Source organism: Microbacterium sp. P03, assembly GCF_043556235.1.
Taxonomy (GTDB): domain Bacteria; phylum Actinomycetota; class Actinomycetes; order Actinomycetales; family Microbacteriaceae; genus Microbacterium.
Map to the genome: position 1 here is coordinate 870,788 of NZ_JBIGIM010000001.1, position 20,562 is coordinate 891,349.

At 69.6% G+C, this 20,562-nt stretch carries 21 protein-coding genes; 11 read left to right on the forward strand and 10 right to left on the reverse strand.

Going from position 1 to position 20,562, the window contains the following annotated elements; translation table 11 throughout:
- Positions 1–2: 2 nt before the first annotated feature.
- The 6 genes from ACFXOO_RS04190 to uvrA form a co-directional block, all read right to left on the reverse strand.
- Entirely contained in the window at positions 3–500 is a 498-nt protein-coding gene (locus ACFXOO_RS04190; RefSeq protein WP_394562847.1) for a hypothetical protein, read from the reverse strand.
- Positions 497–1,750: a signal peptidase I gene (locus tag ACFXOO_RS04195; RefSeq protein ID WP_394562848.1), complete on the reverse strand. Its 1,254-nt coding sequence runs from the start codon at positions 1,748–1,750 to the stop codon at positions 497–499. Before ACFXOO_RS04195 ends, ACFXOO_RS04190 begins: the two co-directional genes overlap by 4 nt.
- Before the next feature lie 10 nt (positions 1,751–1,760).
- Positions 1,761–2,414, reverse strand: a complete 654-nt coding sequence (locus tag ACFXOO_RS04200; protein WP_378838377.1) for a SipW-dependent-type signal peptide-containing protein — start codon at positions 2,412–2,414, stop codon at positions 1,761–1,763.
- Between the two features lie 11 nt (positions 2,415–2,425).
- A complete protein-coding gene (locus ACFXOO_RS04205; protein WP_378838379.1) occupies positions 2,426–3,058 on the reverse strand; it encodes a SipW-dependent-type signal peptide-containing protein in 633 nt (210 codons plus the stop codon).
- Between the two features lie 191 nt (positions 3,059–3,249).
- Positions 3,250–6,039: a LuxR C-terminal-related transcriptional regulator gene (locus tag ACFXOO_RS04210; RefSeq protein ID WP_378851200.1), complete on the reverse strand. Its 2,790-nt coding sequence runs from the start codon at positions 6,037–6,039 to the stop codon at positions 3,250–3,252.
- 249 nt (positions 6,040–6,288) lie between these two features.
- Positions 6,289–8,730 carry an excinuclease ABC subunit UvrA gene (gene uvrA, locus ACFXOO_RS04215; RefSeq protein ID WP_394562849.1) on the reverse strand — a complete coding sequence of 814 codons (2,442 nt, stop codon included), beginning with the start codon at positions 8,728–8,730 and terminating at the stop codon, positions 6,289–6,291.
- A 260-nt stretch (positions 8,731–8,990) separates the two neighbouring features.
- Here uvrA and ACFXOO_RS04220 point away from each other — a divergent pair, with 260 nt between their 5' ends.
- Together ACFXOO_RS04220 and ACFXOO_RS04225 are read left to right on the forward strand one after the other, a co-directional pair.
- Positions 8,991–10,064, forward strand: coding sequence for an alkene reductase (locus ACFXOO_RS04220; protein ID WP_394562850.1), 1,074 nt, complete (start codon positions 8,991–8,993; stop codon positions 10,062–10,064).
- A 143-nt stretch (positions 10,065–10,207) separates the two neighbouring features.
- Positions 10,208–11,857, forward strand: coding sequence for an ABC-F family ATP-binding cassette domain-containing protein (locus ACFXOO_RS04225; RefSeq protein WP_394562851.1), 1,650 nt, complete (start codon positions 10,208–10,210; stop codon positions 11,855–11,857).
- Positions 11,858–11,929: 72 nt separating this feature from the next.
- On the opposite strand, the gene ACFXOO_RS04230 is transcribed toward ACFXOO_RS04225, so the two are convergent.
- Positions 11,930–12,310, reverse strand: coding sequence for a LysR family transcriptional regulator (locus tag ACFXOO_RS04230; protein ID WP_378838391.1), 381 nt, complete (start codon positions 12,308–12,310; stop codon positions 11,930–11,932).
- Complete coding sequence (locus tag ACFXOO_RS04235; RefSeq protein WP_378838393.1) at positions 12,307–13,329, reverse strand: helix-turn-helix transcriptional regulator; 1,023 nt, start codon at positions 13,327–13,329, stop codon at positions 12,307–12,309. The genes ACFXOO_RS04230 and ACFXOO_RS04235 overlap by 4 nt, the downstream gene beginning before the upstream one ends.
- 99 nt (positions 13,330–13,428) lie before the next feature.
- On the opposite strand from ACFXOO_RS04235, the gene ACFXOO_RS04240 reads away from it, so the two are divergent.
- The gene (locus ACFXOO_RS04240; RefSeq protein WP_394562852.1) at positions 13,429–13,887 is read left to right on the forward strand and encodes a VOC family protein; all 459 of its coding nucleotides are present in this window, start codon (positions 13,429–13,431) and stop codon (positions 13,885–13,887) included.
- Positions 13,888–14,264: 377 nt separating this feature from the next.
- Here the strand turns inward: ACFXOO_RS04240 and ACFXOO_RS04245 are convergent, their stop codons facing one another.
- A complete protein-coding gene (locus tag ACFXOO_RS04245) occupies positions 14,265–14,702 on the reverse strand; it encodes an Hsp20/alpha crystallin family protein (RefSeq protein ID WP_394562853.1) in 438 nt (145 codons plus the stop codon).
- Between the two features lie 126 nt (positions 14,703–14,828).
- On the opposite strand from ACFXOO_RS04245, the gene ACFXOO_RS04250 reads away from it, so the two are divergent.
- The 5 genes from ACFXOO_RS04250 to ACFXOO_RS04270 all read left to right on the forward strand — a co-directional run bounded on the left by ACFXOO_RS04250 (position 14,829) and on the right by ACFXOO_RS04270 (position 17,580).
- Positions 14,829–15,146 (forward strand): MerR family transcriptional regulator, encoded by a 318-nt coding sequence (locus ACFXOO_RS04250; RefSeq protein WP_378838401.1) that lies wholly within the window; start codon positions 14,829–14,831, stop codon positions 15,144–15,146.
- A 10-nt stretch (positions 15,147–15,156) separates the two neighbouring features.
- Positions 15,157–15,492, forward strand: a complete 336-nt coding sequence (locus ACFXOO_RS04255) for a hypothetical protein (RefSeq protein WP_378851173.1) — start codon at positions 15,157–15,159, stop codon at positions 15,490–15,492.
- A 9-nt stretch (positions 15,493–15,501) separates the two neighbouring features.
- Entirely contained in the window at positions 15,502–15,891 is a 390-nt protein-coding gene (locus ACFXOO_RS04260; protein WP_378851170.1) for a ribonuclease inhibitor, read from the forward strand.
- 101 nt (positions 15,892–15,992) lie between these two features.
- Positions 15,993–16,883 carry an aldo/keto reductase gene (locus ACFXOO_RS04265; RefSeq protein ID WP_378851167.1) on the forward strand — a complete coding sequence of 297 codons (891 nt, stop codon included), beginning with the start codon at positions 15,993–15,995 and terminating at the stop codon, positions 16,881–16,883.
- 43 nt (positions 16,884–16,926) lie between these two features.
- Positions 16,927–17,580, forward strand: coding sequence for a hypothetical protein (locus ACFXOO_RS04270; protein ID WP_394562854.1), 654 nt, complete (start codon positions 16,927–16,929; stop codon positions 17,578–17,580).
- Positions 17,581–17,714: 134 nt separating this feature from the next.
- Here ACFXOO_RS04270 and ACFXOO_RS04275 read toward each other — a convergent pair whose 3' ends face one another.
- Positions 17,715–17,999 carry a GlsB/YeaQ/YmgE family stress response membrane protein gene (locus ACFXOO_RS04275; protein ID WP_378838412.1) on the reverse strand — a complete coding sequence of 95 codons (285 nt, stop codon included), beginning with the start codon at positions 17,997–17,999 and terminating at the stop codon, positions 17,715–17,717.
- Between the two features lie 153 nt (positions 18,000–18,152).
- On the opposite strand from ACFXOO_RS04275, the gene ACFXOO_RS04280 reads away from it, so the two are divergent.
- From ACFXOO_RS04280 to ACFXOO_RS04290, 3 genes are all read left to right on the forward strand, one after another.
- The gene (locus ACFXOO_RS04280; RefSeq protein ID WP_394562855.1) at positions 18,153–18,818 is read left to right on the forward strand and encodes a DNA-binding response regulator; all 666 of its coding nucleotides are present in this window, start codon (positions 18,153–18,155) and stop codon (positions 18,816–18,818) included.
- Positions 18,819–18,845: 27 nt separating this feature from the next.
- Positions 18,846–19,556 carry a VIT family protein gene (locus ACFXOO_RS04285; protein ID WP_378851161.1) on the forward strand — a complete coding sequence of 237 codons (711 nt, stop codon included), beginning with the start codon at positions 18,846–18,848 and terminating at the stop codon, positions 19,554–19,556.
- A 101-nt stretch (positions 19,557–19,657) separates the two neighbouring features.
- Positions 19,658–20,509: an Fpg/Nei family DNA glycosylase gene (locus ACFXOO_RS04290; protein WP_394562856.1), complete on the forward strand. Its 852-nt coding sequence runs from the start codon at positions 19,658–19,660 to the stop codon at positions 20,507–20,509.
- Positions 20,510–20,562: the final 53 nt, after the last annotated feature.

The following is a 20,562-nucleotide window of genomic DNA, read 5'->3' on the forward strand; positions in this document are numbered from 1 at the left end:
TCTCACAGGACCGCGCAGCTGGAGCTGCTCGCCAGCAGACCGATCCTTCCGTGCGAGACCTTGTACGTCGACCCCCACCCGGTGCCGGCGTCCACGATCCTGATGCCGAGGTAGACGTCCGAGCCCAGGAGGCCGAGGAGCCCGGTTCCGAAGCTGGCGGTGTAGCTCCCGGACGCGGGACCGCTGACCGCCGGGGTCACGGCGCTCGCCCCGGCCATGGTCGCGTTGTTCGCGACCGCGTAGCCCACGGCCGCGACCGCGTAGCCGGTCGGCACCTGGAACGTGACGTTGAAGGAGCCCAAGATGCCGAGCGTGCCGGGAATCACGGTGCAGGCGGTGACCGTCGGCGGGGGCACGGTGAGAGCGGTGAAGCTGCCGGCGGCGGACTCCGGGTCGGCCCAGGACGCCTCGGTGACGGTCGGGAGGAAGCGCGGTACCGCCATCGCGCCGATGACGGCAAGCGCGGCGAGCACCAGACCGAATCGCCGATGAGTGCTCATACCCGGCTCCGGGCCGTCCTGCCCCGCTGCGCGGCGACGAGGCCCGCCCCGAGGACACCTGCGATCACGGCGCACGCGCTCAGCCCGACGGCTTGATCGCCGTTCCCGCCCGTAGCAGCGAGTGCAGAGGCGGATCCGGATGACGACGAGAGATCGTCGCCGAGCCCGTTCGCGGTCACGGTGAGGGCCGCGGAGCCCTGCCCGTCTCCGGGGTCGGCGGGCACCGTCACCTCGAAGCGGACCCACCGCCCCTGTTGCGACGACATCGACAGAAGAGCGCGTGGCGTGCTGTCGACCGGGGCGGGAGCGGCGTCGATGAGGCGCGTGCTCCGGCCGCGGCATCCGTCTCTGGTCCACTGCTCGGTGCAGGCCTCGGCGGAGACGATCAGTCCGAGCTCGGCCGAACCGGTCCACGTGACCGACACGTCGATCGAGCCCGGGCCGGCGGTGGGTTTCGTCGCGATGCCGACCTCCCAGGGCGTCGAGTCGCCCGGACCGAGCGTCGTCATCGCGGACGGATCGCCGATGGTGGTCAGCACGAGCGCCGTCCCCGTGACGACCGACGTCCGCGGTGCGGCGTGCGCCGGGGTGGCGGCGCCGGATACGGCAGCGCCCCCTCCGATCGCGAGAGCGACAGCAGCGACGTGAGCGACGTGCCGCTCGCGGCTCTTCCGTCGCCTGGGAGGTGGCGGTCGCCGACGACGCGAACGCGGCCAGAACGCCCACGTCACGAGTGCCGAGCAGCCGAAGGTGAGTGCCGCAAGGATCCACGGGTGGGAGAGCCAGATCACGACGTGCGCAAGACCTGGGACGGAGGCCCACACGACGCGCACGTGCGAGACCTCGTACGGCGCGGGATCTTCCGTCGTGTTGGCGTCGCCTTTGAGCGTGATGCTGCGCGCGTCGTCCGTCTCGCCGGGGCCCACGGATGTCACGCGGTGCGTCACGGGCAGCTGGCCGGGTCTGTCGACGGTCACGACGTCGCCGACGGCGATGTCGGAAGCCGGGATCTCATGCACCAGCGCGAGCGATCCGGCGGGGATCGTGGGACTCATCGACCCCGTCTTGAACATGATGAGGGTGACGTGGAACCCGTAGGCCAGCACGACGAGCACGATGCAGACGGCACCGGCCAGGGCGGCGACATCGAGCGCGATGCTGCCGGCGACCGATGCCGCCGAGCGCCGGGGCTTCTGGGGTGCCCGGCGGCGCTCAGCGGCATCGATGCGTTCGTCCTCGATGCGGCTCACGAGGATCCGATCAAGAGCTGGAGGTGGACGTGAACTGCCACGTCGCGCCGGCGGTCCCGCCCTGGAACGTTGAGGCCGTGCCCGCCTTCACGCGCACGTCGAAGCAGAACCGCACGGTCGATCCGCCGGCTGCCGCCAGTGCGCCCGAAACGCTCGGTGGCGAGGTCGTCGTCGCGAGCGTGGCGGTGTAGGCGGGGATCGTGGCCGACGTGAACGCCGACGCATTGCACGGGGCGGTGGCCGCCGTCACGGCGACGCGGTACTCGAGCTGAGGCAGCAGGGTGCCGGTGGCGGCCGAGACGGCGGTGAGCGCCGCCGTTCCGCTGATGTTCGTCGCGGCGGTCGTGCGGATGTCGATGTAGGCGTACTGCGAGACGGCCGGTGACATCGCCGAGGCGGCGAATGCCAGGGTCGCCGGGCTGCCGGACTCGTGCGCCGCCCACGTCGAAATCCCCGTCTGCGATTCGACGACGAACGTGCTCGCGGCGAAGGTGCCGGCACCGAACTCGTCGTCGCTCCACGCGGCCAAGGTGACCGACGTGCCGACACCGAGTACGAGCGCCCCCGCGAGGACGGCTCGTACCCGGGTCGACCAGCGTCGTCGGCCGCCAGGCGCGGTGCGACGACGTTCTCGCCGTGTGGCAAGCGTGTGAGGTCCGCTCATGCCGGTGCCTCTCAGGGCAGGTCGGTGGTGGAGGTCGCGAGGAACTGCCACACCACGGTGCCGGACGGAGACGACTGCGGCAGCCCTGCGGCCGGAGTGACTTCGAAGCACAGGAAGACGGGTTCGGTGACCGCGTCGAGCGTGAAGATACCGGGCTCCGTGCTGGCCGTGGTCGCGGCATCCGTCACGAGCGGATCGCCGGCGGCGAAGGTCGTGGCGTCGCATCCGAATGCCGCGGTCTCCACGAGGGAGTAGCTCAACGATGAGGCGATCGCCGCCGCGCTCGACGCCGTGATGTCGAGGCTGGCCGCGCGGGTCGAGTCCGATGTCAACTGCACCGCGAAACCTGCGTACACCGGCTCCTCCGGCGCGAGGTTGTCGGCGTCGAGCTCGAAGTCGAGGATGGCTGCCGAGCCCGCATCCGGGTGCTCCGCGTAGACGTCGCCGTCCGTACTTCCCTCGATGTCGAACGCACCGCCCGCGAACGTGCCGGTCACGAACTCCGAGTCGTTCCAGGCGGCGAGCGTCACAGCCGCTCCGACACCCAGCACCAAACCGCCGACGAGGATCGCGCGGACCCGCTTGCTGCGCACGCCGCGCTCTGGTGAGGTCGTGGTCTCTTCGATGATGTCGTCCGTGGTCATGCGCACGCCCCCGCGTCTGCTCGTGAACGCCGCGGGCCGGTGGCGCGTGGTCGTTTCCGGCAGGCTATGTCTGAGGGCGACGCCCTGTAACCAGTAGTGGGCTACCGATATATCGCGTGGACTACGCGGATCGAGGCATCCTTCCGGCCGTGCTCGTCGGTAGTTCAGGATGCGTGTTCAGCACCTCGGGTTCACGATCCGACGAAGCGACCCAGGTCGCGACGTCGATCCGCTCCCAGCTTCATGCGCGCCTGCAGCACGTGCGACTCGACCGTGCGCACGCTCAGGAAGAGGCGATCGGCGATCTCTTGATTGCTGAGCCGCTGGGCGACGAGGCGCGCGACCTCGAGTTCCCGCCGGGTCAGGGATGTCAGGTCGACGTCGGGGTCGGGCTCCCCGTGCGGGCCCGGTGCATCCTGGACGACATCGGAGGCGGCGGCATCCGTCTCGGTCTCGCGGGCGGACTCGACGGGGGAATCAGGGGCCAGGAGCCGCTCGGCGTGTTCCGCGCATCGGCGGGCGTGGCCGGGACGACCTGCGAGAGTGTGCTGACGCTCCGCGAGCTGGAAGGCGCCCGCTGCATGGTGTGTCACGCCGAGGCGCTCGAGATCACGTGCCGACCTCTCGGTCGCCGACGCGTCGCCGGAGGCGTCCGCATCGAGCAGGCGGAGCATCGCGTCGGGAAGAGGAGCGAGCGGCGTGCCGCGGAGATCGGCGATGAGGCCGACGGCGATGGAGGCCGAGGCGCCCGTCTCGAGACTGACGTGCGCCAGCCACACGCGCGTGAGAGGAGCGCGCCTTCGATCGGCTGCGCGGTCGTGCAGGGTCGTCCGCGCGTGCTGCGGGTCGGCCGTCCGCAGGAGGACCGCGACGTCGAGCGAATCCGCCAGCGACCTGAGCAGGGGCGACGCATCGACGATCTTCCGATTGAGGGCCGCTCGGCGCCGCTCCGCCGCCGCCACATCCCCGTGCGCGACGAGGGCCAGCGCCGTGATCAGGCTCGCCTGGGTGTGCACGTCAGGGGGAAGAGTGGTGTCGAGCAGGCTTTCGACGACCCGCAGGTCGGCCAGCGCACGCTCGTAATCGCGGTCCAGGAGCGCCAGGGTGGCGGTGAGCAATCCGATGACGCTCTGGTCGGCCGCCGAGAGCTGTCCGCCCACCCAGCGCGCGCGTGCGGCGAACTCCTCGATGTCGTGCCGGATGCCGGTCCAGGGGAGCCCCGCATAGATGCGCGTGAGAGTTGCCGTCAGGACGTAGGCGGCTCGCGCGTCGCGTGTCGAGTGCGACAGGGGGTGGTTCGTCGAGTCCGGAATGCCCTGGTAGACGCGGTCACCCTCGGTCAGGACGAGATGCACGCGGTCGATGTCGTGGAAGGGGGCGAGACAGCCGAGCAGTCCGGCCGCAGCCCACAAGCGAGACGCCGTCGTGGCGTGGTCGTCCGCGAGCATCCGAGCGAACATCTCGTCCACCGCGGCGGGATCGGCGGTCTTCGATATCCGCCAGGCGTCGACGAGCGCAGCGCGTTCGGCGACCGTGCGGTGAGTGGCCGACAGGGCCTCCGTCGTGGCTTTCATGGCGGTCTTCAGCGCTTCCGGGCCGTTCCACCGCGACAGCGCCTCCGTCCAGCCCACGCGCTCGGCGAGAGTCTCATCGTCCGTGGTCGTGCTGTCGTCGACGCGCAGCACCTGAAGTGCGCCCACCACGTCCCCCAGCATGGCGAGCGAGCGGGACTGCTGCAGTGCTGCGGCGAGGGAGGGGGCGAAGGAGAAGGCTCGGGAGGCGCACAGCAGACCGTCGCCGGGAAGACCCGACACGTTCGCGACGTAGGCCGCGGTCAGCAGGACGGCCGCCGCGGTGCCGGGAGGGATGCCGGTGAGCACCTCGTCGTCGGGAGCGTTGGTCCAGAAGCGTCCGACGATGAAGCACTCGTGGGGCGCCAGACGGTTCGCCTTCTGCAGGTCGGCGACCAGCAGTCTCTGCACGCGGTCATGGGAGCGGAGCCGCCACGAACGACGCCAATCGGCGAGGGCAGCCCACGCGTGCAGCTCGTCTGCGACGATCCGGTCGAGGGTGGAACCGTCGTTGCGCGCGAGCCCGAAGCGGAGCACCTGATGCAGTGCGTGTTCGCCCAGCAGTTTCGCCGCGCGCGGATAAGGGGTGGCGCCGAGCTGAGCCAGCATCACGAGCGCGTATCTGCCGTCGTCGTCGAGGCGGTCCAGGAGCGGGGTCGTCAGATCACGGACGCGCGGGGAGACCCCGACGTCGCCGAGAGAGAGGATGCTGCGAGGCCGGTAGAAGCCGCTCCCCGTCTCGAGAGCGTCCTTGGTCAGTTCGGAGACGACCAGAGGCGACCCCTGGCTGAGGCGGACGATCATCTCCTGCGCCATGTCATCGAGGACATTGCCGCCGGCGGATGCCACGGCCAGGGCCCGCGCTTCGTCTCGATCCAGTCCGGGCAGATCCACGCGCTGGATGGCGCCCGATCGCCAGACGTCGAGCAACCGGGCGGTACCGCCACGAGAGAGTCCGGCATCGGTGTGCGCACTGTCCATCTCGAGAGCGATCAGCGTGACGCGGTCGGTCGAGCGCGCGAGCTCGATGATGGAGGAGAGGGTCTGGTCAGGCATCGACTCGCCGTCGTCGACGAGAAGCACCGCACCGGAGGGCGATTGCCGCCACTCCGCGATGGCGCGTCCGCCCTCGGCGCCGCGACCTCTCAGGTGGTGCACGGCGCGGCCGCTCGCCTGCAGTCGGGTGCCGATGCGAGCGATCTCGAAGGACTTGCCCCAGCCGTTGGGTCCGACCAGCAGCGCACTCTGGCGACGCTGCAGAAGCTCGGTCGCCCGCGCGAGGGCGGCCTGCCGACTGCTCGGCTTCGACCCGCGCGCGCGGTCGCGCGTGGCGGCGTCGCCCCCGTGCGATCGACCCGAGGTCTGCCTGATGTCGATGGGCCGGCGGGCCTGACCGGAGCGATCAGGCATGGCCACCGCCGTGGTCCGTGTGCAGGCTCGTCATCGCCGCACCGCCCGCGTCGCCTGTTCCGTTCACCGTCGGGACGCCTGACGGTTCCCGGTGCTGAGGTTTCCGGTGCTCGAGTTCCCGCATGACGTCGCCCCCGCTCTGTCTGCCCATGTCCTCGCCGACGATGGGTGCACAGCGTTCGAACTGCCCGGCGAGGTACGTCCATTATGCGTACCCACTCGTCGCGGACGAGAACCCGACACATTCGTCTACGTAGTTCCTACCTGGGTGATCCACGCGGCCAGGTGCTCCGCGGTCGCGCCCGAGCCGCGCGCGACGTCCCGCGGCGTTCCCGTCGCGACGACCTGGCCGCCCACGTCGCCACCGCCCGGGCCGAGATCGATCACCCAGTCACTCGCCACGATCGCCGACTGGTCATGCTCGACGAGCACGACGGTGTTGCCGGCATCCACCAGCTGCTGCAGCTGGTCGAGCAGCAGCTCGACATCGGCGGGATGCAGGCCCGAGGTCGGCTCGTCGAGCAGATAGAGCGCGTGGCCGCGGTGTGCGCGCTGCAACTCGGTCGCCAGCTTGATGCGCTGCGCCTCACCGCCGCTCAGCTCGGTCGCGGGCTGCCCGAGGCGCAGGTATCCGAGCCCCACGTCGCCGAGCGTCCGCAGGCTGCGTGCGGCCGAGGGCACATCCGCAAGGAACTCCGCGGCATCGCCGACGGTCATCGCCAGCACATCGGCGATGGATGACCCTCGGTACGTCACCTCGAGGGTCTCCGCGTTGTAGCGGGCGCCGTGACAGGTGTGGCAGGGCGCGTAGGTGCCGGGCAGGAACATGAGCTCGATCGAGACGAACCCCTCGCCCTGGCAGGTCTCGCACCGGCCGCCGGCGACGTTGAACGAGAACCTCCCCGCGGTGTACCTCCGCTTCTTGGCCTCCGGTGTGGAGGCGAACAGCTTCCGCACGACGTCGAACATGCCGGTGTACGTGGCCAGATTCGACCGGGGCGTGCGTCCGATCGGCTTCTGGTCGACCACGACGAGCCGATCGAAGGACTCCGCCCCCGAGACGCCGTCCACGTCGAGCTCGAGCACCGCATCGTCACCGGCATCCGGTGTCGACCCGACCACGTCGCGCACGACCTGCGCCAGCACCTGTGTGACCAGCGTCGATTTGCCCGACCCCGAAACGCCCGTGACCGCCGTCATCACGCCGAGAGGAACATCGACGGATGCCTCGCGCAGGTTGTGCCGGGTGATCCCGCGCAGACGCAGCCAGCCTGAGGGGGTTCGCGGCTCGTGCCCGGGTGGAGCGGTGGTCGGGAAGAGGTGGCGCCCGGTGACGGACTCCGAGACGGAGCGCAGCCCTTCCACCGGACCGGAATAGACGACGTGTCCGCCGCCCTCGCCGGCACCCGGACCGATGTCGACCACCCAGTCCGCGCGCCGGATCACGTCGAGGTCGTGCTCGACGACGAACAGCGAGTTGCCCGAGGCCTTCAGACGGTCGAGCACCGCCAGGAGCGGCCTGGCGTCGGCCGGATGGAGCCCCGCGGAGGGCTCGTCGAGCACATAGACGACGCCGAAGAGACCCGAGCGGAGCTGCGTCGCGATGCGCAGGCGCTGCGCCTCGCCCGGCGAGAGCGTGGTGGAGTTGCGGCCGAGGCTGAGGTACCCGAGTCCGAGGTCGAGCAGGACTGCGACCCGCCCGATCACGTCGGCGGCGATGCGCTCGGCGGCCTCGCCGCTGTCGCCAGCGGCCGCGACGCCGGCGCGCAGCGACGCCGACAGCTCGGCGAGCGGCACGGCGTTCATCTCGGCGATCGTCCGCCCCGCGAACGTCACGGCGAGCGCGTCGGCGCGCAGGCCGCTGCCCCCGCACACGGGGCACGGCATGCTCTGGACGAAACCGAGCGCGCGCTCCCGCATCCGCTCGCTCTGCGATGCCGCGAGCACGTGCATGATGTGGGCTCGGGCGCTCCAGAACTTGCCGTAGTAGCCGTGGTCGACGCGGCCCTCCTCGGGCTCGATCATCACCGACGGCTGTTCCTCGGTGTACAGGAGCCAGTCACGATCCTTGCGCGGAAGCGCACGCCACGGCTTCTCGATGTCGATGCCGAGCCCACGCACGATGCTCCGCAGGTTCGCACCCTGCCACGCACCGGGCCAGGCGGCGATCGCCCCCTCGCGGATGCTCAGCGCCGCGTCGGGCACGAGCAGCTCTTCGGTGACGTCGTGCACGGTGCCCAGGCCCTGGCAGCGAGGACACGCGCCGGCCGCCGTGTTCGGCGAGAACGCCTCGGCCGACAGGTGCGCCGCGCCTGTCGGGTACGTCCCCGCCCGCGAGTACAGCATGCGCACCAGGTTCGACAGTGTGGTGATCGTGCCGACCGACGAGCGCGAACTCGGCGCCCCGCGCCGCTGCTGCAGCGCCACCGCGGGCGGCAGGCCCGAGATCTCATCGACCTCCGGCGCCCCGACCTGGTTCAGCAGTCGGCGCGCGTAGGGCGCGACCGACTCGAAGTATCGGCGCTGAGCCTCGGCGTACAGCGTGCCGAAGGCGAGGGACGACTTCCCGGAACCCGACACCCCGGTGAACACCACCAGGCTGTCACGGGGGATGTCGATGTCGACATTCTTGAGATTGTGCTCGCGCGCACCGCGCACGTGCACCCATCCGTCGAGTCCGTCGTGCGTCATGGGTCCACCGTGCTCTCTGCTGAAGGCGAGATACAGCGTTCCTGGGCCGCGGGGCCGAGACATCCGCTCGGCGGGCTCTGCGCGCTGCCCACCCGCAACCATACGCGGGCGCATGCCGCGGGCTGGCGGGTCGCGCCGGCGTACCGCTGCGATCGATCGTCGCGCTGCATCCGCCACCGGGGAATACCCGGCCCGAGACCTCCGTTGCCTGTCTGGTCGGGACGCGATCGCGCCCCGGCGTTTCGTCGAAAGGACTCTTCGTGGATCTGTTCTCCCCGCTCACCGTGGGTGCGCTGCACCTTCCCAACCGCGTCGTCATGGCACCGCTCACTCGGATGCGGTCCGGTGCGGAGGGCGTTCCGGGCGACATCGTCGCGGAGCACTACGCGCAGCGGGCGGGCCTGGGCATGATCATCACCGAGGGTGTCTACCCGAGTGCGGAGTCGCGCGCATATCCGGGACAGCCCGGCATCGTGACCGAGGCGCAAGCCGAGGGGTGGCGGGCCGTGGCCGACGCGGTGCACGCCGAAGGCGGCCGCATCGTCATGCAGCTCATGAACGGCGGACGCGTGTCGCACACCGACATCACCGGCACCCCGCGCATCGTCGCGCCGAGTGCCATCGCGATCCAGGGCGAGGTGCACACGCCCGCGGGGAAGACCGCGTTCCCCGTGCCGCACGCCCTCACCACCGACGAACTCGCCGAGGTGCGCGACGAATTCGTGGCCGCCGCGACGCGCGCGATCGACGCGGGCATGGACGGCGTCGAGGTGCACAGCGCGAACGGCTACCTGCTGCACCAGTTCCTCTCCCCGGTCTCGAACCAGCGCACCGACGCCTACGGCGGCTCGCCGGAGGCTCGGGCGAAGTTCGTCATCGAGGTCACGACGGCCGTCGCGGATGCCGTCGGCGCGGGTCGTGTCGGAATCCGCCTGTCGCCCGCGCACAACATCCAGGACGTGGTCGAGACGGACGACGCCGATGTGCGTGCCACGTACGAAGCGCTCGTCCGCGGTATCGCCCCGCTCGGCCTCGCCTACCTCAGCGTGCTCCACGCCGAGCCCGAGGGTGAACTGGTGCAGGCGCTGCGCGCCGACTTCGCCGGCACGTTCATCGCCAACAGCGGCTTCGGCCGCCTGACGACGAAGGACGAGGCCGTCGAGTTCGTCGCGGAAGGACTGGCGGACGCCGTGGCGGTCGGTCGTCTCGCAATCGCCAACCCCGACCTGGTCGAGCGGTGGGAGGGCGGACACCCCGAGAACGAGCCCGATCCGGCCACCTTCTACGGAGCGGGCGCGGAGGGCTACACGGACTACCCGCGGCTGTCGGCGTAGCCCCGCTGCCGTGCCATGACTCCGGCCCCGCTTTCCGGGAGCGCCCGCGCGGCCCCGCCGGGCGGCCCTGGGGGACGGGGTCGCCGGGATCGTGACGCGCGGCGCCGATCATGGCCCCGCGCCGCCGGTGACAGGATTGACGGATGACCGCCACGCTCGTCGCTCAAGCCCTCGCCGGCGGGTACGGCCACCGCACCCTGTTCGACGGACTCGATCTGACGGTCGCGCCGGGAGATGTCATCGGTGTCGTGGGCGCCAACGGCGCAGGAAAGTCCACGTTGCTGCGGGTGCTCGCGGGCATCGACGAGCCGCAGGCCGGAACCGTGTCGCTGTCGCCGGCTGATGCGTTCGTGGGCTGGCTGCCTCAGGAGCACGAACGTGTGCCCGGCGAGACGGTCGCCCAGTACATCGGGCGGCGCACCGGGTGCGCCGAAGCGTCGGAGGACATGGATGCCGCGGCATCCGGTCTCGCGGATCCCGATGACGCTGCGGCCGCCGACGCGTATTCCGCAGCCCTCGATCGCTGGCTGGCGAGTGGTGCGGCCGACCTCGACGAACGGCTTCCCGCCCAACTCGCCGACCTGGGCCTGGACCTCGGCGACCGTGCGGCGGAGAAGCTCATGACCTCGCTCTCCGGTGGCCAGGCCGCCCGCGTCGGGCTCGCAGCCCTCCTCCTCAGCCGCTTCGACATCGTCTTGCTCGACGAGCCGACCAACGACCTCGACCTCGACGGTCTGGAACGTCTCGAGGCCTTCGTCCGGGGCATCCGCGGGGGTGTCGTGCTGGTGAGCCACGACCGCGAGTTCCTCGCGCGCTGCGTCACGCGGGTGCTCGAGCTGGACCTGGCCCAGGGAGCCAATCGGGTCTTCGGCGGCGGGTACGACGCGTATCTCGAGGAGCGCGCGACCGCGCGTCGCCAGGCGCGGGAGAAGTACGACGAGTTCGCCGACAAGAAGGCCGATCTCGTCGCGCGGGCGCGGACGCAGCGCGAGTGGTCGAGTCAGGGCGTGCGCAATGCGATGAAGAAGGCGCCCGACAACGACAAGATCCGTCGGAAGGCGTCGGTCGAGTCGAGCGAGAAGCAGGCGCAGAAGGTGCGCCAGATGGAGAGTCGCATCGCCCGGCTCGACGAGGTCGACGAACCCCGTAAGGAATGGCAGCTCGAGTTCACGATCGGTTCGGCACCGCGGTCGAGCAGCGTGGTCTCGACACTGAGCGACGCGGTGTTCCGTCAGGGCTCCTTCACTCTCGGCCCGGTGTCGTTGCAGGTGAACGCGGGGGAGCGCATCGGGATCACGGGTCCGAACGGAGCCGGCAAGTCGACGCTGCTGCGCGCGCTGCTCGGCGTGCAGCGGCCCGACGAGGGCTCGGCGAGCCTCGGTGTCAACGTCCAGATCGGCGAGATCGACCAGGCCCGTTCCCTGCTGGCCGGTGCGCAACCGCTGGCGACGACGTTCGGAAGCCTGGTGCCGGAGATGGTGTCGGGGGAGGTCCGCACGCTCCTGGCGAAGTTCGGGCTCAAGGCCGACCACGTGGGCCGTCCCGTCGATGATCTGTCTCCGGGGGAGCGCACGCGCGCCGGCCTCGCCCTGCTGCAGGCGCGCGGAGTGAATGTGCTGGTCCTCGACGAACCGACCAACCACCTCGACCTGCCCGCGATCGAGCAGCTCGAACAGGCTCTCGACTCGTATACCGGAACGCTGCTGCTGGTGACGCACGACCGACGCATGCTGTCGACGGTGCAGACCGATCGGCACTGGCAGGTCGAGGCCGGTCGGGTCGCGGAGCGATGACTGACGGATGCTGCTCCGGCGTTCATCCGGGTCATCGAGCGAGAGCGGCGAGCCCGAACGCGCCGCCGCGACTCACCGTCCTTGGCGCTTCTTGAACGGCTTCGGTTCGCCTTTCACCACGGGTGCGCGGCCCTTGCCCTTCGAGGCCTTGGCTTTGCCACCCGCCGGTGCCTTCGGCTTCTGCTCGGGTGCAGGCGCGGCCGCGATCTGGCGATGGGCCTCTTCCAGGAGCAGGGTTCCCGCCGGGGTCAGCGACCAGGGAGCCTTGTCACGGGTGAACAGCGGGTGGCCGACTTCGCCCTCCAGCTTGTCCATCGACGAGTAGAGCGCCGCGAGCGGGATCCCCAGCGACTCGGCCGCGCGGGGGAAGTGGGCGTCCGCGTCGACGACGGCGACGAACCTCTGGAGCAGTCTGATGTTCACCGTGATCCTCCGGGCCTGCGATGCGGTCATCGACCCTCAGGATACGCGGCGCCGTCGGGGACGTGACGCTCACCGGCCGCGGTCGCGGCGTTGCGCGCAGCCAGTACCCGGAACGCATCCTTGAGCTGCGGCGGGCTGACCACCTCGATGTTCGCGTCGAATCGGTTGAGAGAAGCGGCCAGCGCCACCCACGACCACGAGCCCACTGTGAGGCTGCACCGATCAGGGCCGAGGTCCTCCACGATGCCATCACCGACGAACGGCAGCACGGACGACGCCGGCCGGCGGAGGATCACCGTGCCGTAGCAGGCCCACCGGTCGGGCCCCTCCGAACCGGAGAAGCGCGCCGACACGAATTCGGCGACGTCGCCGCCGGGGACCTCGCGCGGCGTGAACCGCGGTCCGGTCGGAGCGCGAGGATGCACGCGGTCGGCCCGGAAGAGGCGCCACCCCTCCCGATCGAGATCCCACGCGACGAGGTACCAGCGACCGCGGGAGGTCACGAGGTGGTGGGGCTCGACTTCTCGGCGCAGCATCCGCTGGTCATCGGGTGTCGACCGGCCGGCGTAGTCGAATCGCAGCACCTGGTGTGCGCGCGCGGCGGCGGAAACAGCGATGAGCACCTCGACGGACACCGTATCGGGTGGCGGCTCGCCGGGGACTGCGGGGATCGCCGTGAAATCCAGCGCGTCCACGCGGTGGCGCAGGCGGGAAGGCATCACCTGCCGGACGGTGGTCAGCGCGCGGACCGCGGCCTCCTGGATTCCGAGGCCGGAGAGAGCCGCGGCCCGCAGCGCGACGGCGAGAGCGATGACCTGATCGTCATCGAACAGGAGAGGTGGCAACTCGGCGCCCGCATCGAGGCGATAACCGCCGTCGGGACCCATCGTCGCCTGGATGCGGTAGCCCATCTCGCGCAGCCGATCGACGTCGCGACGCACGGTGCGGTGGCTGATGCCGAGCCGTTCGGCGAGGAGACCACCCGGCCAGTCGCGACGTGTCTGCAGGAGGGACAGCAGCTGCAGAAGCCGCGCGGTCGTCGTGGTCATTTCTTCAGGGTAACCAGATGTAGGACCGAAACAGTCCTATACGCCCGGAACACTGGACGTAGCCCCGGTACCGACCGGGCTTCGATTCCAGGAGCAGACATGAGCATCGCAACCACCACCCACCTCAACTTCCGCGGCGAGGCCCGGGCGGCGCTGGAGTTCTACCAGTCCGTCTTCGGCGGCGAGATCTCGATCGCCACCTACGGAGACTTCGGGATGCCGCAGGACGCGCCCGGCGCTGCGGATGTCGTCTTCGGCCAGGTCGTGAGCGCCGACGGCTTCCGCATCATGGCCTACGACATCCCCGGGGACCGAACGCCGTCCGCCGGAGGCTTCGCCCGCCGCGAGAACGGTGTGACCCTGACCGATCAGACGTTCTTCTTCTCCGTCCGCGGCGAGACGCTCGAAGAGGTGCAGGGCTACGGGGAGAAGATCTCGGTGGGCGGCACCGTCGTCGAACCCCTCGCCGCGTCGGCATGGAGCCCCGGCTTCGGGATGCTCACCGACCGCTTCGGCGTGACGTGGATCCTCGACGTCGCGACGGATCACCCCGCCTGACACCGACACAGAAGGCGCCACGCGCTCCTCGCACGAGAGGAGCGCGGGGCGCGTTCACCGAGACGGACCGCCGCCCGCGGGTCACATCGGAGGCGATCGCACCCGGGCGCGCCGTCGGACCGCCGATGTTCTGCGCGGAGACGGCGCCGCAGAACAGAGCAGAACTCTCCGCGCCGATCCGCCCGGCCGGGGTTCGTGCGACGACACGGCGACGCCGACGAGCGGAAGCAGGCCCGAGGCGGACAAGATGGCGGCGAACTCCGCCGCCACCCACTCGGGATCGTCGAGTCGAGCCTCGAACGTGTCGCGCTCAAGATCCATGATCACGGGGGACATCGCCATCGTCGTCACCTCCTGCCGATTCGCGGGTCGTCGGCTCAGGCGTCGATGCGCCGGTCCTCGCGCTGCACCAGGTTGTCCTGGGTGCTGACGTTGATCTTGCGCGGCTTGGCCTTCTCGGCGATCGGGACGCGCAGGCGCAGCACACCGGCGGTGTAGTCCGCGTCGACCTTCTCGGTGTCGAGGGCGTCGCCGAGCACGAGCTGGCGGCTGAAGACACCCCACGGTCGCTCGGTGGCGACGGCGTTCGCGGCATCCGGCATCCGATTGAGGCGCTCGGCGCGCACGGTCAGCACATTGCGCTCGACATCGATGTCGATCTTGCCCGGGTCGATGCCCGGCAGATCGAGTTCGACGACGAACTGGTCTCCCTCGCGCCACGCATCCAGCGGCATCGCCGAGGGACGCGCCGACGTGCCGAACACCTGCTGCGTGAACCGGTCGAGGTCACGGAACGGGTCGTGTTGCAACAGCATTTCTTGATCTCCTCCATTCACCTGAGTGTGTCCGAGTCGACAGATCTCTGTCGACTGCAGTAGATTTTCTACCGCAGCTCGTTCAAGAAATCAACGGGTATCGACGAGGAAATTTCGAGGCCGCACATGAGATCCGCCACAGCCGTTCCCGCCGAGCGCTCGCGGGGGGTCTACGGCATCGCCGTCGCCGCGGAGATCGTGGGCGTGGGCGTTCAGACGCTGCGCCTCTACGAATCGAAGGGCCTGTTCGAGCCGCACCGCACACCGGGTGGTACGCGTCGCTACAGCGAAGACGACCTCGACCTGCTGCGTCGTGTCATCGAGCTCGTCGCCGAAGGCGTCAACATCGCCGGCGCGCGGCGCATCCTGCGTCTGGAGGCCGACAACGCCGAACTGAGGTCGCAACTCAGGTCCGGACACGAAGAGGTGCGAGGACGCGGGTAGCGTGTGAACCATGCAGACGACCTCGCGTGACACGCGGACGACCGGCCTCGTGGTCGCGCTCGTTCTCGGGCTCGCCTCGGCGCTCACATTCGCGGTGGGGGACGTCGCGGGTGCTCTGAGTCCTGATCCGGACGCGCTCATCTCGTTCACGTGGATCCTCGGGCTCGCCCTGCTGGTCTGGGCGACGATCGCGTTCGTGGTGGTCATGGCGTTGATCGTCCGCGATTTCGCGTCACGGCGTCGGCCGGCACTCATCGAGGCTCTGCTCGTGATCGCGACGTTGGCGGTCATCGCCGCGACTCTCGCCGCCCATCCGCTGTTCGGCAGCGGCGGCGGCACGGCCTAGAACGCCGAGATGACCATTTTCGTGATCGACGGAGCGGCCGTCCACGACATCGCATCGCTGTACGACGAACTGAACCGCCTGTTCATGAGCGCAGAGGATTGGCGGCTCGGCGCCAGCCTCGACGCTCTCGACGATCTGCTCTCCGGCGGATTCGGTGCACTGCATGGAGTTGCGGACGCGCGTGTCGTCTGGATGGATCACGCACACAGCCGGCGGGTGCTGGGGACGGATGCCACGAGCCGGTACTACCGCGAGAAGCTGAGCCGGCCCGACCTGTACGACGCGCAGTATTTCCGGCCGCTCCTGGACGCGGTGGAGGCGGGAACGGGCGCGACCTACTTCGACATCGTGCTCGCGGTCTTCGCCGGGCATCCGCAGATCGAGCTCGTGTTGGCCTGACCGGGGCGTCGACCGGTTCGGCCGATCACGGAGATTGTCCAGCCCCTGGGCGATGACACCGCACGTGACAGGGTGGGAGGACGCCAACACGAGGAGCAACCATGCAGCAGCGCACACTGGCCGGCCGACAGGTCTCGGCGATCGGACTGGGCGCGATGCCCCTGTCGATGAACAACGACAAGGAGACGCCGTCGCACGACGATGCCGTCGCCACCGTGCACGCCGCGCTGGACGCGGGCGTCACCTTCATCGACACCGCTGACATCTACGCGCCCGCCTGGAACGAGATCGGCCACAACGAGCGCATCGTGGCGGACGCGCTGGCCTCGTGGTCCGGTGACAGCGCGTCCATCTTCGTCGCCACGAAAGGCGGCATCACGCGGAGCGAGGGTGAGGTGTGGGCACGTGACGGCTCTCTCGCGTATCTGCGCACGGCCGTCGAGCGCTCGCTCGACATCCTCGGCGTCGACACGATCGAGCTGTACCAGTACCACCGCCCCGACCGCCGGCTGGTCTACGGAGACGTCATGACGTCGCTCGCGACACTGCAGGCGGAGGGCCTGATCCGGGCGATCGGCATCTCCAATGCGAGCGTCGAAGAGATCGACATCGCGCAGGAAGTTCTCGGTGAAGGCAACCTTGCGAGCGTGCAGAACGAGTTCTCGCCGCGGCATCCGGGCAGTATCGACGAGCTGCGCTACTGCGGAGAGAACGGCATCGCCTTCCTGCCGTGGAGCCCGCTCGGCGGGACGGGCGGGGGCGCGCGCGATGTCGGCGATCGCTTCGCGGCGTTCGGTGAGGTCGCCGAGCACCACGGTGTCAGCCCGCAGCAGGTCGTCCTCGCATGGGAGCTGGCGCTCGACCCGGTGGTCATCCCGATCCCCGGAGCGCGACGAGCCGCCTCGATCACCGACTCGGTGAAGGCGGCGGACCTGGAGCTGAGCATCGATGAGGTCACCGCGCTGTCGCGGTCGGTCGGCATCGACGACTGAGTCGCGCACGGCGGTGGGCGCGCGGCTGGGTTAGCGTGCAGCTATGCGCTCACGTCATCTCGGTCCCTGGGTAGGTCTTCTGCTGGTCGCGGGAGTGCTGGCCGGGTGTGCGACGCCGTCGACAGCGGAAACGACACCGGATGCCTCGGCATCCGGTGTCACCCCGACCCGGACGCCGACACCCGCACCGTCCCCGACCGCGACCGCGGTGTCGGCGGATCCCGCCGAATGGGTGATCTCCTTCGATGGGGTCGGCCCTGTGGTCATCGGCGCAACCCCCGATGCCGAAGCGGCAGCTGCCGCGCCCGTCTACACGGCGGAGCCGCCGGAGAGCTGTCCAAACCCGGCGACCACCATCCTCCACTCCGCGACGAATCCGACGTTCTGGCTGAAGACCACCGCCGATCAGCCCGACGTGGTCTCGCTGATCGCGGTCGGCGGCGACCTCCCGGACGAGACCCGCACAGCCGGGTCGCCTCGGACAGCCGAAGGCGTCGGTATCGGTGCGACGAGGGATGCCGTGGTCGCGGCGTATCCGAACGGAACGACCGATGACTCGTTCCCTGCGCGCGTCACGATCGGCGGGGTGGACTCCACCGGGGTCGACCGGTTCCTCGTGTTCCAGTTCTCCGAAGACATCGTGCAGACGATCCTCGTCCAGAGCGATCCGGCCGCCGTCTTCGAGTTCTGCGGCTGAGGTCGGCGGCGCCCGCGCCCGGCTGCCGGCGCTGCGGAGCATCGACCCGCGGCGTACGGTGAGCTGACGAACGGCCGCCGGAATCGGCGAAGGCCGCCGGCCCCGAGGAACGGGAGCGGCGGCCTTCGTGGCGATCAGCTGCGGCGCGAGGCACCGCGACGACGCGAGACGGCGATGTAGATCACGAGGACGACGATGGCGCCGATGATCGAGCCGATGATGCCGGCCGGCTGGAAGAAGCCGTCCATGGCGTCCTTCTGGAAGATGAGGAATCCGAGGAATCCGCCGACGAACGAGCCCACGATGCCGAGGACGATCGTCATGAGGATGCTCATGCTCTGCTTTCCGGGCACGACGGCGCGTGCGATGAAACCGGCGATGAGGCCGACGACGATGATGCTGATGATAAGACCGAGCATGTTGTGCTCCTTTGTGAGTGCGGGTGCGGGGGTGCGACCCATCTTCGGACGCTCCCGTTGGCGCGCCGGCTGCCCTGAATTTTCCAGGCAACATGATCAGTCAATCACCCCTGCGGGTGTGCCGTCACACCCCTGGGGGTGTAAAGGTTAAGCATGCTATCCTCCCGGCGACCGATCACCGTAGCCCTCGTCGACGACTACGACGTGGTGCTCAAAGGCCTCGCCCACCTGTTCGACGAATACCGCGATCGCGTGATCGTGGCGGAGATCGACGCCCGCACCGCCGTCGACGACCACGTCGACGTCGTCCTGTACGACTCGTTCGCTCAGCCCGAGTCCGACCATCACGAGATCGCGGAGCTGATCCGCAATCCTCGGGCGCACAAGGTGGTCGTCTACACGTGGAACTTCCATCCCGACCTCGTCGAGGCGGCGAAGAGTCAGGGCGTGCACGGGTACCTGTCGAAGACCCTCAGTGCTCGCGAACTCGTCGCCGCCATCGAGGCCGTCCACGCGGGGGAACAGGTCATCAGCCAGCAGGCGCGCCGGGCCCCCAGCGCCCCGGCCTTGGACTGGCCGGGCAAGCTCGAGGGCATCACCGACCGCGAATCCGAGATCCTCGCCTTGATCACCCAAGGCAAGAGCAACTCCGAGGTCGCCCAGCTCACGTACTTGAGCCCTAACACGGTCAAGTCCTATATCCGTTCCGTGTACCGCAAGATCGGCGCCTCCAGCCGGACGCAGGCGGTGCTCTACGGCATCAAGAACGGCTTCGCGCCCGACACCCACCGGATCGACCACTGGATGGGCGGGCCGTAGGCTCCGACCGAGGCCTATCGTGTGGGAATGACGACACACGCCGATGAGCCGCACGGCGCGGGAATCGCCGGCAAGCTGAATTGGCTCCGCGCAGGTGTGCTCGGCGCGAACGACGGCATCGTCTCCGTGGCGGCCATCGCGGTCGGCGTGGCTGCGGCGACGCCGGATACGGCCGCCATCATCCCTGCGACGGTCGCCGCGCTCGTCGGCGGCGCCATCTCGATGGCGCTCGGCGAATACGTCTCGGTGAGCAGTCAGAGCGACAGCGAGAAAGCGCTGATCGCGAAGGAGCGCGAAGAACTGCGCACGATGCCCGAAGTCGAGCTTGCGGAACTGACGGAACTGTACGAAGGGCAAGGGCTCTCACCGGCCACCGCACGACAGGTCGCCGAAGAACTGACCGCCCACGATGCCCTGCGTGCGCACCTCGCAGCGGAACTCAACATCGATCCGGATGACCTCGTCAGTCCGTGGCGCGCGGCGGGAGCATCCGCCCTGGCCTTCATCGTCGGCGGACTGCTGCCGTTCCTGACGATCCTGCTGCCCGCCGACATCCGGGTCGCGGCCACCTTCGGCGTGGTGCTCGTCGCACTGGCGATCACCGGAGCACTCGGTGCCAGGATCGGCGGCAGCCCGGTCGGGCGCGGCACGCTGCGCGTGGTGGTGGGCGGAGCGATCGCGCTGGCGGCCACTTTCGCGATCGGGGCGCTGCTGAGCACCTCGGGCATCGTCGGCTGACGGGACCGCATCGTCGACTGCCGCGTCGGCGTCGCACGCGCCGGCGGGATTCGGTTGCAGACGCACCGGCGGATGTCGTCGGGGCGTGGCATCATGGCGCCATGCCCGAGTCTCCCGAGGTGCAGGCACTTGCCGAGTTCGTCTCCGGCAGAACCGTCGGCCGCGTGATCCGGAGCATCGACATCCGCCTGCCGAAGGCTCTGAAGACCGACGCCACGTCCGTCGAGACGGTCATCGGATGCCGGATCACGGGCGTCGTCCGCCACGGAAAGATGCTCGACGTGGTGCTCGAGAATGAGGACGCCGTGCGGGTGCACCTCGTCGTGCACTGGGGTCACGACGGCTGGCTCCTGTGGCACGACACCGTTCCCGAAGGAGATCGGCGTTCCGGCGAAGCGACGCTGATCGCCCGTGTGCGGCTCGACGACGGATCGGGGTTCGACCTCACCGACGACGGTCAGTGGAAGGGACTGTCCGTCTTCGTCGTCACGAAGGTGGAGGACGTTCCGGCGATTGCCAAAATCGGCCCCGACCCCCTCGACCCGTCATTCACCGTCGAGCGATTGTCGGGTCTGCTCTCCGGTCGACGAAAACAGCTCAAGGCGCTGCTGCAGGATCAGACGACGGCAGCGGGGATCGGCAATGCCTACTCCGACGAGATCCTGCACGCCGCGCGGCTCTCGCCCGTGGTGCACGCCGCCGCGCTGACACCGGACGAGGTGGTCCGACTGCACGCAGCCGCTCGCGCGGTCCTGTCAGAGGCCGCACATGCGCGTCGCGGTCTTCCGCCCGAAGACCTGAAGGACGACAAGCGGGCCACGATGCGGGTGCACCGTCGCGCGGGCGAACCGTGCCCGGTGTGCGGCGACACCATCGTCGAGTTCGCCTTCTCGGGTGCTGCTTCTCAGTGGTGCCCGACCTGCCAGGGAGGGGCGGGGGTTCCGACCCCGTAGCGTCGACGACTGGGCTGTCCGGTCCGGTGGGACCGATCCGTCCGCCGGGAGAT

Bases quoted from the DNA above. Each gene is read 5' to 3' on its own strand.
- ACFXOO_RS04270 (WP_394562854.1), top strand. From the start codon at position 16,927: ATGCGCTCACGTCATCTCGGTCCCTGGGTAGGTCTTCTGCTGGTCGCG.
- ACFXOO_RS04230 (WP_378838391.1), bottom strand. From the start codon at position 12,310: ATGACCGCATCGCAGGCCCGGAGGATCACGGTGAACATCAGACTGCTC.
- ACFXOO_RS04280 (WP_394562855.1), top strand. From the start codon at position 18,153: ATGCTATCCTCCCGGCGACCGATCACCGTAGCCCTCGTCGACGACTAC.
- ACFXOO_RS04225 (WP_394562851.1), top strand. From the start codon at position 10,208: ATGACCGCCACGCTCGTCGCTCAAGCCCTCGCCGGCGGGTACGGCCAC.
- ACFXOO_RS04235 (WP_378838393.1), bottom strand. From the start codon at position 13,329: ATGACCACGACGACCGCGCGGCTTCTGCAGCTGCTGTCCCTCCTGCAG.
- ACFXOO_RS04210 (WP_378851200.1), bottom strand. From the start codon at position 6,039: ATGCCTGATCGCTCCGGTCAGGCCCGCCGGCCCATCGACATCAGGCAG.
- ACFXOO_RS04275 (WP_378838412.1), bottom strand. From the start codon at position 17,999: ATGCTCGGTCTTATCATCAGCATCATCGTCGTCGGCCTCATCGCCGGT.
- ACFXOO_RS04245 (WP_394562853.1), bottom strand. From the start codon at position 14,702: ATGCTGTTGCAACACGACCCGTTCCGTGACCTCGACCGGTTCACGCAG.
- ACFXOO_RS04260 (WP_378851170.1), top strand. From the start codon at position 15,502: ATGACCATTTTCGTGATCGACGGAGCGGCCGTCCACGACATCGCATCG.
- ACFXOO_RS04285 (WP_378851161.1), top strand. From the start codon at position 18,846: ATGACGACACACGCCGATGAGCCGCACGGCGCGGGAATCGCCGGCAAG.
- ACFXOO_RS04240 (WP_394562852.1), top strand. From the start codon at position 13,429: ATGAGCATCGCAACCACCACCCACCTCAACTTCCGCGGCGAGGCCCGG.
- uvrA (WP_394562849.1), bottom strand. From the start codon at position 8,730: ATGACGCACGACGGACTCGACGGATGGGTGCACGTGCGCGGTGCGCGC.
- ACFXOO_RS04265 (WP_378851167.1), top strand. From the start codon at position 15,993: ATGCAGCAGCGCACACTGGCCGGCCGACAGGTCTCGGCGATCGGACTG.
- ACFXOO_RS04200 (WP_378838377.1), bottom strand. From the start codon at position 2,414: ATGAGCGGACCTCACACGCTTGCCACACGGCGAGAACGTCGTCGCACC.
- ACFXOO_RS04250 (WP_378838401.1), top strand. From the start codon at position 14,829: ATGAGATCCGCCACAGCCGTTCCCGCCGAGCGCTCGCGGGGGGTCTAC.
- ACFXOO_RS04255 (WP_378851173.1), top strand. From the start codon at position 15,157: ATGCAGACGACCTCGCGTGACACGCGGACGACCGGCCTCGTGGTCGCG.
- ACFXOO_RS04290 (WP_394562856.1), top strand. From the start codon at position 19,658: ATGCCCGAGTCTCCCGAGGTGCAGGCACTTGCCGAGTTCGTCTCCGGC.
- ACFXOO_RS04205 (WP_378838379.1), bottom strand. From the start codon at position 3,058: ATGACCACGGACGACATCATCGAAGAGACCACGACCTCACCAGAGCGC.
- ACFXOO_RS04190 (WP_394562847.1), bottom strand. From the start codon at position 500: ATGAGCACTCATCGGCGATTCGGTCTGGTGCTCGCCGCGCTTGCCGTC.